The sequence below is a fragment of the Kitasatospora sp. NPDC001539 genome, from assembly GCF_040298565.1.
In the GTDB taxonomy this organism is placed as follows: Bacteria; Actinomycetota; Actinomycetes; order Streptomycetales; family Streptomycetaceae; genus Kitasatospora.
On the sequence record NZ_JBEPAK010000081.1, the window covers coordinates 14,934 to 27,403 of the forward strand.

Genomic DNA, 12,470 nt, shown 5'->3' on the forward strand with positions numbered 1-12,470 from the left:
TCCGACGCTTCTCCGGACCGGCTGCGCTGCTGCTTGCCAGGACCGGTGACGACCCCGGTGGCCTCGTGTGATCACGCTCGCGAGAGACTCCAATTCGCACATGCGTACTGCAAGCTCAGCAGAACGGAGCCTGATCACGTGCCCGCCTCCGCCATACGCTCGCCCCAGACCGAACAACCTGCCGCTGCCTTCGCAGACCTGTCCGGGGTCGACCTCCATCTCGATGCGTTCTACCCCGGCGGCACGAGGGGCAACAGCTCAGATGACCCGATCAACAAGCTCATCCCGGGGGTCGGCAACCAAGGCGGCTTCAGGCCCGCAGGGTCACCGCAGGAACAGTCCGTGCGCCTCGTGGTCCTCTACACGACCGGACGGCAGCCTGACTGGCCGGATGCCCTCGACCCGCAGACTGGCGGCTTCACCTACTTCGGTGACAACCGGACCCCTGGCCACGAGATGCACAAGACTCCCCGCCGCGGGAACCTCCTGCTGCGCGATGTCTTCGCTGCCTCGCATGAGGGGCCTAACGCCCGCCGCCGGATACCCCCGTTCCTGCTCTTCGAGAAGGCTGGCGCCACCGGCCGCGGCGTCCGGTTTCGTGGGCTGCTCGCACCTGGTGGCCCTGCCCTAACCTCGGACGATGAGCTGGCCGCAATCTGGCGCACCACCAACGGCCGACGGTTCCAGAACTACCGGGCGCGTTTCACCGTGCTAGACCAGGCTGTGATCCCGCGCACCTGGATTGAGCACGTGCTGGACGGCGGTGACGCCCTGGAAGGCGGCTGCCCAGAGGCTTGGCGTACATGGGTCGAGGCCCGTTCCTACATGGCACTCGCAGCTCCCGCCACAACCGTCATCCGCAGCCAGGCAGAGCAGTTGCCGTCCGACCTGGAATCCCAAGAGATCTTGGCTGCCGTCCGGGAACACTTCCGCGGCAGGGAACACGACTTCGAGCCGTGCGCTGTGGAGCTGTGGCGCCTGCTCGCGCCGGCGACCGGGCAGGTCGAGGTGACCCGCCGGAGCCGCGACGGGGGCCGGGATGCGGTCGGCCAATACCACCTGGGCCCTCCCGCGGACCGGATCGCGATCGACTTCGCGCTTGAAGCCAAGTGCAAGTCGCCGGATCAGTCGGTCGGGGTCAAGGAGGGGAGTCGGTTGATCTCCCGGCTCCGGCACCGGAACTTCGGGGTCCTCGTCACAACGTCGTTCTTCAACCGGCAGATGCAGGAGGAGATCCGTGACGATCAGCACCCGGTGGTTCTGATCTGTGGCCGTGACATCGTCGACCTGCTTCGGCAGCACGGCTACACGTCCAAGGCGGCTGTCGAGTCCTGGCTGGCTCAGCGCTTCCCTGCGCCGGTATCTGGCACGCGGGTGGCACGGGACGAGTCGGCTCCCGAAACGATCAAGGGCCAGTTCGGGAGGATCAAGCCTCCGAACTGGCCCTTCTTTGCTGTGGGCGCGGACGGTTTCGAACCGCCGACATCTGCTTTGTAAGAGCAGCGCTCTACCACTGAGCTACGCGCCCCCTGCCGTGGCCCGACCGGGCGCACGACGAGTGCCTAGGGTACCTGGTCCCGGGGGGTGGTGAGCGCAGTGGGCCGGGGCGCGGCGTGGGGAGGGGGTGGGGGAGGGCGGAGAGGTGGCGGCCGGGGGGAGGTGGAGGCCCGGGGTGCCCGTGGGGCGGGTGGATCGGGGAGAATGGGCGCGGATCAGCGGGTACGGCGGTAGGTCGGAGCAGGGAGCGCGCAGTGGCGGTGGCCGGCGGGAGCGGGCGGCGGGGGCGGCGTGGGGTGGCGGGGGCCGTCGGGGACGCGCTGGTGGTGCCGGTGGTGCTGGCGGGCGCGTTGGGGGCGGTCGCGGTGGCGTCGGCCGGCAGCGGCGGCTGGTGGGGTCGGCGTGGCGGTGAGGGGGTGCGGGCGGAGGCCAAGGAGGCCCGGGCCGCGGCGCAGGAGGCGTTCTACGAGCTGGAGGAGACGCAGCGCGAAGTGAAGCTCGCGGTGGAGACCGTGCGCGCCGCCGAGGAGGACGGGTCGGCGCAGCGGGCGCTGGCCGAGCTGCCGGCGATCTCCGGCCGGGTGGAGCAGGTCACCGTGAACTACCTGGCCGCCCTGGACGCCCAGGACCTCGACAGCGAGGCCCTGGACGCCGGTTCCGCCGCCCGGGCCCGGCGCCAGTTGGAGGACGTGAGGGGCCAGCTGGGCGCCGCCCGCGCCGAGCTGAACGACTTCCTGCGCCGTCTGCAGCCGACCCTCCAGCACGCCGAGCAGCAGTTGATGCGCGTCACCCCGGCCGTCGAGCAGGCCAAGCGCGCGCTGCTGCAGGCCACCACCGTCCTGGACGAGGTGCGGGGCGCCGGGCTGCGGGCGGACGACCTGGCGGCCCGGCTGGCCGAGCTCGCGCCGGAGCTGGCGCGGTTGAACGAGGGTCCGGCCCGGCACGGCGTGGCGGCCACGCTGCGCCGCGCCGACGACGTGCGTCGGCGCGCCGAGGCGGTGAGCGCCGACGCCGCGCAGTTGCCGGAGCGGGCCCGGGAGCTCGACCGGCGGGTGTCCAGCCTGCGGACCCGCCTCCAGGCGCTGGAGACCAAGGCCGAGACGGTGGAGCCGGCGCTGAGCGAGCTGCGCCGCCGGTTCAGCACGGCCTGCTGGCAGGACCTCCAGCGGGTGCCCGCGCAGGTCGCCGAGACCGGTCGCGCCGCCGGGCAGAAGCTCGCCGAGGCCGCGCGGGCCCGGGACGAGCAGCGCTGGGCGGACGCCACGGCCGCGATCGGTACGGTGCGCGCGCTGCTGGAGACCGCGGACGGCTCGGTGCTCGCCGTGAACGACCGGCTGCGGCAGCTGAACGAGGTGCAGCACGACCCCAACCGGGAGATCGAGCGGGCCCGCTTCGCCCTCCGGGACGCGCAGCGCCTGGCGATGGCCGGCCGCAGCGCGCCGGACCCGCGGCACGCCGCCCCGCTGGACCAGGCGGTGGCCCGGTTGGACCAGGCGGTGGCGACCCTGCAGGCGGCCGGTCGGCACCCCGACTACTGGCACTTCCTGACCGAGCTGGCGGCGGTACGGGACACGGCAGCCCAGGTGATCGGCATGATCCGCGGCGATCTCGGCCACCGGTAGCGGGAGCATCCCCTCCACCGGTGCCGCCGGCCGTGCGGTCCTCGGTACCCTGCCGGTATGCCACGCTACGACTTCCGCTGCCGCTCCTGCGGCGCCACCTTCGAGCTCCGCCGTCCGATGGCGCAGGCCAACGACCCCGCCGTCTGCCCGGAGGGCCACCAGGACACCGTGAAGCTGCTGTCCACCGTCGCCGTGACGGGAGCCGCCGGAGCCGCCGGAGCGGCCAGCCGCGCGCCGCAGCAGGGTTCCGGGGGCGGCTGCTGCGGCGGCGGTTGCTGCGGCTAGCGGCGGCTGCTGCGGCTACCGGCGGTAGCTGCGGCTAGTAGCGCACCGCAACGCATCCGGCGCCGCTGCGGTCGGTCAGCCAGGGACGGCGGCCGCCGCGGTCACCGAGGCGGCCGCCAGGAACCGACGGACGATCTCCTCCCCCGCCGCCACCCCCACCTCGGTCAGGGCGGTGACGCCGGGGGCCGTCCACCCGCTGTCGGCGAGTTCGCCGTGGCCCGGCCGCCAGGCGGCGTGCGCGGCGAGCAGCAGGTCGGAGTCGAGCAGCGAGTCCCCGGCGGCGAGCACGGTGCTCGCGCCGCTGCGCCGGACGGCTTCGGCGAGTGCGGCGCTCTTGCGCAGCGGCTCCGGCACCGCGTACACCTTCCGCCCCTGGAGCGAGACCCGCCAGCCGCGTTCGGCGCACCAGCCGGCCAGTTCGGCGAGCCAGCCGTCCGGCAGCCCGTCCCGGTCGACCACCAGGTAGGCGAACAGCCCGTCGGCGACCCGCCGTTTGCGCGTCCACTCCGGGTCGGCGGACAGCGCGAGCTGCCGGACCACGTCGTCCAGCGGCGCCGAGCCGGCCGCGATCCGGGCAGTGATCTCGCGGCGCCAGTCCTGGTCCGGTTCGCCGTCCACCAGCAGTTGCCCACCGTTCGCGCAGATCGCGTAACCCAGCGTCGGGCCGGGCAGGTTGACGCGCCGGTACTGCTCGACGGTCCTGGTGGTGGCGGGGACGAAGGCGGCCGCGCGGGCGAGTTCGACGAGCAGCGAGGCCGCCCGTTCGGTCAGGAAGGAGAGCGGCCGCCCGTCCAGGACCTCGACGCAGAGCAGCCGCGGCGCGAGCCGGTCGGGTCCGTTCAGGGCCAGTGCCCGGTCGGAGTAGATGAGCGTACGGTCGAGGTCGCTGGCGACCAGTACGTCGGCCACGCCACCCATCAGGACTCCCTCCCCGTGACGGCCCGGCCGCTCGCCCCGGTCGCACCCCGACTGTAGCGGGGGTGGATCAGGCCGACGCAGGTGTACGGCAGTCCGTCCACCTCCTCGACGGCGACGCCGCGTTGGGCCGCGAGCAGTCGCACGTGGTCGAGGTCGGCGCCGGCGCCGCGCCGGGCGAGCACCCGCCAGGGGACGCGGCGCAGCAGCACCCGGGTGGTCTCGCCGACGCCGGGCTTCACCAGGTTGACGTTGCCGATCCCGTACTCCTCGCTGATCCGCTCCACGGCGGCCCAGCCGGCCCAGTCGGGTGCGCGGTCCGGGTCGGCGGCCAGCCGGTCGGCTTCCTCGGCGGCGGCCGCACGGACCGCGGTGAAGCAGGACGCCACGGTGTCCAGGAAGGCCGCCGACACGTCACCGCCGGCCAGCTCGGCGTAGTACTTGGCCCCGTGGAAGTCCGCCGGCCCGATCAGCCCGGCACGCAGGACGGTGCGCGAAACCAGGCCGGAGACGGTGGAGTTGAGGCAGGCGGACGGGATCAGGAAGTCGTCCCGGGTGCCGTACGTCCGCACGCAGCGGCCCGGGTCGGCGAGCACCGCGAGGTCCGGGTCGAAGCCGGTGCCGGCCAGCGCGTCGGCGAGTTCCCGGGTGATCGCGCCCTTGCCGGTCCAGCCGTCGACGAACACCACGTCCGCGGCCCGGTGGTGGGCCGCCAGGTAGCGCAGGGCGACCGGGTCGATGCCCCGGCCGCGGACGATCGACACCGCGTAGTGCGGGACGGTGAGGTCGTGGGCGAAGGCGAGCCAGCGGCGGATCAGGATGCCGACCGGCGTCCCGGCCCGGGCCAGCGAGGCGAGCACCAGGCCCGGTCCGCGTTCGCGCAGCAGCGTCTCGGCGACGGTGCCGACGGCGAGCGCGATCCGGCCGGCGGAGCCGCGCAGCGCCTGGTGGAACAGCTCCTGGTACTCGGGGCTGGGCTGGTACTCGACCGGCAGGGACTCGGCGTAGTGCGCGCCGCCGTTCTGGACGGCCTCCTCGCGCTCCTCGGTGGGGACCTCGAGGGGGACGTCGGACAGGTCCTTGAGCAGCCAGGCCACCTCCTCGGCGCGGTACGAGGAGAACGCGGGCCCGTACAACGGCGCCGGCAACGGCGCCGGCAACGGCAACGGCAACGGCAACGGCAACGAAGGCGAAACCGCGGACGAACCCGAAGCCGAAGGCGAAACCGCGGAGGGAACCGAAGCCGCAGCCAGATCCGCGGACGGAACCGAAGCCGCCGGCCGGTGCGAGGGCAGCACCGCGAGCACCACCCGGTCGGTGACCTGCCGCAACTGCCCCAGCAGCGCGCGCTCCCCCCGGTACAGGGCCGGGGTGTCGGCGACGTCGTCCACCACCAGCACCACGGCGTCGAAGCGCCGGGACGGGTCGGTGCCCGGCGCGACGTTGTACGCGTAGCGCTCCCTGGAGCCGTCGTCCTGCGGGTCGTCGTGGGCCGGGAAGGCCAGCCGGGTGCGGATGGCGTAGCCGGGGTCGTCCACGGCGAGGACGGGCGAGCGGGTGGTGGTGGAGTACCGGACGCGGTCGCCGCCGAGCCGCTCGGCGAGCGCGTCGGCCAGCCGCAGCGGGGCGTACATCAGCTCCTCGCAGCCGAGCACCAGCACGCGTTCCGCCGAGTCGGGCAGGGCCTCGGCCAACTGCCCGGCCAGTGCGGGCAGTGCGGCGTCGAGCCGGGCGCGGTCGCGGACGGTGAAGCCGTGCCGCCCGCCGTCCGGGAGCCCGGCGGGCCAGTCCAGCTCGACCCGGACCAGCGGGGCGGGAGTCGCCGCCGGGGGCGGTCCGGCCGGGGACGCGGAGGCGATCAGTCGCTCGGCCCGCCGGACGATGTCGCCGGGCAGCTCGACGGCGCCGCTGGCGGTGGCCACCACGTCCAGCTTGGCGCCGAGTTCGGCGGCGGTCCCGGCGAGCAGGGCCCGGTCGTCGGCCGAGCGCAGGTCGACGAGGGTGACCAGCACGTAGTGGTCGCGCGGGTAGCGGGTGTGCAGTGCGCGGATGGTGTTGAGGATCGTCCGGCCGGTCGAGAACTCGTCGTCCACCAGGACCAACGGGCCTCCGCCGGCGAGGAGTCCGGGATCGGCGGGGAGCAGCAGGTGTCCGGTGACGTGCGAGTGCTCCTCCTCGAAGCCGCCGAGCGGGGTGATCCCGGGGACGGGCCGCCGGGTGGAGTGCAGGCAGGGCGCGTCGAGGCCGTCGGCGACGCTGTGGCCGAGGCCGGTGGCGGTCTCCGCGTAGCCGAGGACGACGGCCCGGGCGGCCGCCTCGGCGCCGAGCAGTTCCCTGACCCGCCGGCCGAGTTCGAGCCCGGCACCGTGCACCACGGCGGGCCGCTGGGGGACGTGCTTGCCGAGCACGCTGGAGACCAGCAGGTGCGCGCGCCGGGGGTTGCCGGACCGCAGGGCGAGGCCGACGAGTTCGGGGAGGCGCTCCGATCCGGTGAGCGCCACCCCGGCCCGCTCGGCGACCCAGCGCCCGGTCCACGTCTGCTCTGCTGTCGTCACTGCTGGCTCCGCCTTCGGTGGTGCTGGTCCGTTGGTGCTGGTGCTTGTCGAATCACGTGCTCGGTCCTCGTCGCGCGGCCCCGGCGCTCGCCGCGCGCCCCGCGCTCAGCCGCACAGGCAGGCGGACAGCAGCTCCGCGAAGCTCACGTCCTCCCGCGCCACGCCGAACACCTCCGCGCGCAGCAGCACCCGCTCCGCCCAGGCGCGGTGGGGGCGGGACTCGTTCATCTTGTTGGTGTACGCCGAGCGCAGCACCCCGCCGCCGTCCTGCTCCTGGCGGAGGATGTCCCGGGCGTCGCAGTACTCCTCGTGCGTGACCACGGAGAGCGCGTGCACGGCCGGGACGTGGCTGGGGTGGATGCAGGTCTTGCCCAGCAGGCCGTTGGCCCGGTCGAGTTCGACCTCGCGGATCAGGCCGTCCAGGTCGTGCTCGATGATCCGGCGGCGGACCTCCTCCCCGGAGGCGCCGGCCGTGCCGCCGGTGGCGGTGAACGGGGTGCGGCGCAGCTGGGGCTTGAACATCCGCTCCTGCACCGGGAAGTACTCCCAGACCGGGCCGGTCACGGTGTACCCGGTGCCGTCCGCCCGGCCGAGGACGTTGACGACGTCGCCGATCACCGAGGAGACCAGCGCGACGTCGTACGCGGTGAGGTCCGGGGAGCGGCGCAGCCCGTACGCGGAGCACAGGTCGGTGACCCCGAGCCGGACGGCGAGCACCCGTTCGCGGTGCCGGGCGAGCAGTTCGGCGAGGCCGTGGAGCTGTGCGCGCCTGGTCTCCAGGTGGGCGAGTTCGGGCGACTCGAGGACGGGCATGGCGAAGAGCCGCCGTCCGGTGGCGGCCTCGGCGGCGGCGAGCGCGGCCAGGTAGGCCCCGCCGGTCGCGGGGGTGAACTTGGGCAGCACGAAGCCGCTGAGCACCGAGACGGCCGGGCCGAGCCGCTCGGCCAGGTCGAGGATCTGGGCGGCGGTGCGGACCCTGATGAAGAGGAGTGGATGATCCTGTGCGCAGTCGGTGAAATCCTTGACCAGGTCGGTGAGCTGGTCGATCAGGTTCCGCTCCCCCGCGTCCACCTCGTGGTCGGCGATCGCGTCCTCCAGGCACAGCACCATCGAGACCACGCCCCGGGCGGCCTGCTTGCGGATGTCCGCGGCCAGTGCGGGCCTGGTGGCGGGGCTGTAGAGGGTGCCGCCGAGGGCGGTGGCGAGCACCGCGGGCCCGCTGTCGGCGGTGAAGCTCCGCGGTTGCTCCAGGAACAGCCGGCCGCGGACGTCGTGGGCGAGGTGGCCGAAATGGCGCAAGGTGCTCTCCTCGGGGGCGGACGGCCTCCGGCCAGCCGTTCTACCTGGACGTTTCACCTGGAGGCACCGTCGGCGGACTCCCTCCGCCGGTCCACCAGGGGGCCTATCGAACGCCCATCGTACGGACGGTTTCCGGCCGTTCCCGGTTCCCGGTCACTGAACTCCCGGAACATCCCGGAGCGCCGGCCTCCGCTCGGACGACCGCCCGAGCCGTCACCGTCCGGCCACCCGGAGACCCGCCGGGGCGCGCCGCAGGCGCCGGGGGGAGGTCATGGGGACACCGCGGCAAACCTCCGACCGGCGCAAGACTTGGCAAAGTCCACCCCCACCGCGACGGTCCCGGTCACGTTGTCCGAAGGGGTGGCGAACAGGCAGGATGGTCCGCTATGACGCACGTGATGGCCAAGGGCGCCAACCTCGCACTGCCGGCGGCGGCGGTCCGCGCCGTGCTGCGCTGGAGCGCCACGCCCGGTGCGCCGGACGTGGACGCGTCCGCGCTGCTGCTCGGCACCGACGGCAAGGTCCGCTCGGACGCCGACTTCGTCTTCTACAACCAGCCGCGCCACCCCTCCGGACTGGTCCGCCACCTGCCCAAGCAGCACACCGCCGCCGGCGCCGAGATCATCGACACCGTCGAGGTCGAGCTGGCCAAGCTGCCGGCCGACGTGGACCGCGTGGTGCTGGCCGGCTCCTCCGAGGGCGGGCCGTTCCGGGCCGTCCCCGGCCTGCGGCTGCTGCTGTTCGACGCCGCGACGGGGGAGGGCGCGCCCCCGATCGCGGAGTTCGCGATCGCCGACGGCGAGAACGTCACGGCGATGGTCGCGGGCGAGCTCTACCGACGCAACGGCACCTGGAAGTTCCGGGCGGTCGGCCAGGGCTACACCTCCGGGCTGATCGGCCTGGCCACCGACTTCGGCATCACCGTGGAGGACGAGGCGGAGGGCGCCGCCCCCGAGTCGGCCCAGGCCCACACCCCGGCCCAGAGTCCGGCCCAGCCCCAGGCGCAGACCCCGTCCCAGACCCCGTCCCAGGCCCAGGCGTCCACCGCCGGCGGCCCGTCCGGTGCGGTCGACCCGCGCGTCACCCCGCTGCCCGAGCAGCGCCAGGCGCCCCGGCCCGAGCCGGGCACCTTCACCCTGTCCCCGGCCGTCCCGACCAGCCGGCCCGAGCCCCCCGCGCAGCCCCCGGCCGCCACCGCAGTACCGACCGCACCCGCACCGGCCGCGAGCGGCCCGGCCACCCCGCCGCCCGCCGCCCCGCCGTCGCCGTCGACCCCGCCGCCGCCCACGGCTCCGCCGGCCGTGACGCCGCCGCCGGCCACCCCGCCCACCGCGCTGCCGAACGTCCCGCCGGCCCCGGCCGCGCCGCCGCCCCAGCCGGGCACCGGCTACGGGTACCCCCAGCACCAGCAGCCCGTCCCACCGCAGCCCGTGCCGCCGCAACCCGGCACCGGCTACGGCTACCCCCAGCACCAGCCCGCGGCCGGCTACGGCTACCCGCAGCCCACCCAGCCGTACCCACCCGCGCCGCCGGCCCCCCAGCCGGGCACCGGTTACGGGTACCCCCAGCACCAGCAGCCCGTCCCACCGCAACCCGTCTCGCCGCAACCCGGCACCGGCTACGGCTACCCCCAGCACCAGCCCGGCACCGGCCAGCAGCCGCCGGCACCGCCGCAGCCGCCGGCACCGGCCGCCGAGGAGTTCGCCCTCCCGCCGCAGGGCCCGCAGTTCCAGCCCCGCTAGGCGGCCCGGTCCGACCCGCCCCGGTCGGCGGGGCCGCGACAGCACGGCCCCGCCGGGAACGGGCAGGACCCGGTTGCCGCCCGGCTACTGGTTCTTGTACCCCCGCTGCCACTGCATCCCGAAGCCGTACAGCCGGTCGATGTCCGCCTGGAACCCGTTGACGTACCGCACCTCGCGGCGCACCGTCAGCTGGTTGTCCCCCGCGTTCTCGATCAGCACCACCGCGCAGGAGCGCGCCGCCGGGGCCCGCTCGTCGAGCTTGATCTCGATCCGCGGCCCGGTCTGCGGCACGATCGTTATCACCGCGTGGGTCTGCTCGAAGGCCGGGGTGCCGTCGTAGATGTAGACGAAGATCAGCAGCCGCTTGAACTTGTCCTTCTTCTCCAGGTTGACGTACATCGTCTCGCCGGAGGGCGCCCCGTACTGGTCGTCGCCGCTGAGCTTGATGAACGGCGGCTCCCGCAGGTCGCCGAAGAGGCCGCCGAGCGGTTGCACCACGCCCCGGGTGCCGTCGGTGAGTTCGTACATGCAGGCCAGGTCGAGGTCGACGTTCAGCGGCTCGTTCCCACCCGGCGAGTCCGGCTCCAGCGGGCGCAGGATCCGCGGACTGAGCAGGCGCTTGAACGTCTCCCGGGTGCTGGGCCGGACGGCGCCCGAGCGCATGGTCCAGTGCAGGTTGACGTAGAGGTAGCCGGTGGTGGCGGCGGAGCCGGTGATCGCGTGCTGCGGCGCCGACTTGGTGAGTATGACCTTGTGCTGCCCGTCCGGGTTGTCGAAGGTGTAGCTCCGGTCCCCGCGCAGGTACTCCCAGATCGAGACCATCCCGTCCTCTCCCCCTGCCTCCGTCCGGCGATCTGACGATCCACCGGTCGACGTGGTCCGCCGGCTCGGCGATCCGCCGGTCCATGATCGGGCATCGCCCCGGCCGACCGATACCCGTACCCACCATTCCCCTACCCCCGCGGGGCCGTTCGCGCCCACCCGCGACACCGACCGGCGGGTCGATTGGCCCGAGGAAGCCGCCCTCCCGTAACATGCCGCCCCTTCGGACGCGATATCGTCTAGCCGCACAGGCGTCCCGTCCGCCCTGCGCGGGCGCGGTCGACACTCCGTGCGAAGACGAACGAACCGTCAGGTCGTCGTCGCGCGGCGGAACCTGACCGCCTGTGTCGCACTGTGAACCTGTCCCCTGCGGAAACCCGAGGCCCGACCCGCAATGAACCTGACCTCCATACAGTTGGTCTGGACCGTCGTCGGCGGCGCAGCCCTGCTGTTCGTCGCCATCCTGATGGCGACGCTGCGCTTCAAGAGCTCGAAGAAGGACGAGGCGGCCGACTCCTGGGAGCGCAGCGAGGAGCGCCGCCGCCGCAAGGAGATGATCTACGGGATCTCCTCGTACACCCTGCTGTTCTGCTGTGCCGGTGTCGCCGCCGCGCTCTCCTTCCACGGCCTGGTGGGCTTCGGCACGGAGAACCTCGGCCTGTCCAACGGCTGGGAGTACCTCGTCCCGTTCGGCCTGGACGGCGCCGCGATGTTCTGCTCGGTGCTCGCCGTGCGCGAGGCCAGCCACGGTGACGCCGCGCTCGGCTCCCGCCTGCTGGTGTGGGTGTTCGCGATCGCCTCGGCCTGGTTCAACTGGGTGCACGCCCCACGCGGCTTCGGCCACGCCGGCGCCCCCCAGTTCTTCTCCGGCATGTCGATCTCGGCGGCGATCCTGTTCGACCGCGCGCTGAAGCAGACCCGCAAGGCGGCGCTGCGTGAACAGGGCCTCGTCCCGCGTCCGCTGCCGCAGATCCGCATCGTCCGCTGGCTGCGCGCCCCGCGCGAGACCTACGCGGCCTGGTCGCTGATGCTGCTGGAGAACGTCCGCAGCCTGGACGAGGCGGTCGAGGAGGTGCGCGAGGAGCGCCAGGCGAAGCTGGACGCCAAGGTCCGCGCCCGCACCGCCGACCGCCGCGAGCGGGCCGAGCTGAAGGCCATCTCCCGCCAGGGCGGCATGCTCGCCCGGGCCCGCGGCGGGCGTCAGGTGCCCGCGCTCACGGCGGCCGGAGACGGCCCGAGCGCTACGGAGCCTGCCCTAGCCGCCGGGGACGACACCGCCACCTCCGCCACGAACACCTCCTCGGACCGGTTCGCCGCCGACCCGCTCGAACCGGCCGCCCTGGAGACCGGCCGCCGCCCGCGGGCCGCGGTCAGCTCCTCCTACTCCTCGGCGTACTCCTCGCCGAGCAGTGACTCCTCCTCGGGGTACTCCTCGGCCTCCCCCTCGTCGTCGAGCAGCAGCTCCTCCTCGTACTCCTCGACGTACTCCTCCTCCACCGGAGGCTCCGCCCCGACCCGGCGTGGCTCGACCGTCGACCTGACCGCCGACGACGACACCCTGTCCATGCCGAAGCTGGACTCGCTGGAGCGCAAGCTGCGCGCGATCGAGCAGCAGCTCGGCTGATCCCGGCCTCGCCCCGGTGAGGGGCGGACCCGCACCGCGGCCTGCACCACCACCGGGTGCCGGGTCAGCGCGGCCTCGATCTCGCCGAGCTCGATCCGGAAGCCGCGCA

9 protein-coding genes and 1 tRNA gene are annotated in these 12,470 nt (G+C 73.9%); 5 read left to right on the top strand and 5 right to left on the bottom strand.

Annotated features, from left to right (window positions below):
• The first annotated feature begins 138 nt into the window (after nt 1–138).
• Nucleotides 139–1,497, top strand: a complete 1,359-nt coding sequence (locus ABT247_RS15320) for a restriction endonuclease (protein ID WP_350742912.1) — start codon at nt 139–141, stop codon at nt 1,495–1,497.
• On the opposite strand, the gene ABT247_RS15325 is transcribed toward ABT247_RS15320, so the two are convergent.
• Nucleotides 1,457–1,528: transfer RNA gene (locus tag ABT247_RS15325), tRNA-Val, on the bottom strand. The two genes, ABT247_RS15320 and ABT247_RS15325, sit on opposite strands and share 41 nt — an antisense overlap.
• A 265-nt stretch (nt 1,529–1,793) precedes the next feature.
• Here ABT247_RS15325 and ABT247_RS15330 point away from each other — a divergent pair.
• Both ABT247_RS15330 and ABT247_RS15335 read left to right on the top strand, forming a co-directional pair.
• Nucleotides 1,794–3,119, top strand: a complete 1,326-nt coding sequence (locus ABT247_RS15330) for a coiled-coil domain-containing protein (protein ID WP_350742884.1) — start codon at nt 1,794–1,796, stop codon at nt 3,117–3,119.
• Nucleotides 3,120–3,176: 57 nt separating this feature from the next.
• Nucleotides 3,177–3,404 carry an FmdB family zinc ribbon protein gene (locus ABT247_RS15335; RefSeq protein WP_350742886.1) on the top strand — a complete coding sequence of 76 codons (228 nt, stop codon included), beginning with the start codon at nt 3,177–3,179 and terminating at the stop codon, nt 3,402–3,404.
• A 75-nt stretch (nt 3,405–3,479) separates the two neighbouring features.
• Here the strand turns inward: ABT247_RS15335 and ABT247_RS15340 are convergent, their stop codons facing one another.
• From ABT247_RS15340 to ABT247_RS15350, 3 genes are all read right to left on the bottom strand, one after another.
• On the bottom strand, nt 3,480–4,322 hold the full coding sequence (locus tag ABT247_RS15340; protein WP_350742888.1) for an HAD family hydrolase: 843 nt from the start codon (nt 4,320–4,322) through the stop codon (nt 3,480–3,482).
• Nucleotides 4,322–6,874, bottom strand: coding sequence for a phosphoribosyltransferase (locus tag ABT247_RS15345; protein WP_350742890.1), 2,553 nt, complete (start codon nt 6,872–6,874; stop codon nt 4,322–4,324). The genes ABT247_RS15340 and ABT247_RS15345 overlap by 1 nt, the downstream gene beginning before the upstream one ends.
• Nucleotides 6,875–6,979: 105 nt before the next feature.
• Nucleotides 6,980–8,173: an HpcH/HpaI aldolase/citrate lyase family protein gene (locus ABT247_RS15350; protein WP_350742892.1), complete on the bottom strand. Its 1,194-nt coding sequence runs from the start codon at nt 8,171–8,173 to the stop codon at nt 6,980–6,982.
• A 386-nt stretch (nt 8,174–8,559) separates the two neighbouring features.
• Here ABT247_RS15350 and ABT247_RS15355 point away from each other — a divergent pair, with 386 nt between their 5' ends.
• Nucleotides 8,560–9,915: a TerD family protein gene (locus ABT247_RS15355; protein ID WP_350742894.1), complete on the top strand. Its 1,356-nt coding sequence runs from the start codon at nt 8,560–8,562 to the stop codon at nt 9,913–9,915.
• A gap of 84 nt (nt 9,916–9,999) precedes the next feature.
• Here ABT247_RS15355 and ABT247_RS15360 read toward each other — a convergent pair whose 3' ends face one another.
• Nucleotides 10,000–10,737 (bottom strand): Tellurium resistance, encoded by a 738-nt coding sequence (locus ABT247_RS15360; RefSeq protein WP_350742896.1) that lies wholly within the window; start codon nt 10,735–10,737, stop codon nt 10,000–10,002.
• A 394-nt stretch (nt 10,738–11,131) separates the two neighbouring features.
• Between ABT247_RS15360 and ABT247_RS15365 the strand changes: the two genes are divergently transcribed.
• Entirely contained in the window at nt 11,132–12,361 is a 1,230-nt protein-coding gene (locus tag ABT247_RS15365) for a DUF2637 domain-containing protein (RefSeq protein ID WP_350742898.1), read from the top strand.
• Nucleotides 12,362–12,470: the final 109 nt, after the last annotated feature.

Bases quoted from the DNA above. Each gene is read 5' to 3' on its own strand.
- ABT247_RS15335 (WP_350742886.1), top strand. From the start codon at position 3,177: ATGCCACGCTACGACTTCCGCTGCCGCTCCTGCGGCGCCACCTTCGAG.
- ABT247_RS15355 (WP_350742894.1), top strand. From the start codon at position 8,560: ATGACGCACGTGATGGCCAAGGGCGCCAACCTCGCACTGCCGGCGGCG.
- ABT247_RS15365 (WP_350742898.1), top strand. From the start codon at position 11,132: ATGAACCTGACCTCCATACAGTTGGTCTGGACCGTCGTCGGCGGCGCA.
- ABT247_RS15360 (WP_350742896.1), bottom strand. From the start codon at position 10,737: ATGGTCTCGATCTGGGAGTACCTGCGCGGGGACCGGAGCTACACCTTC.
- ABT247_RS15340 (WP_350742888.1), bottom strand. From the start codon at position 4,322: ATGGGTGGCGTGGCCGACGTACTGGTCGCCAGCGACCTCGACCGTACG.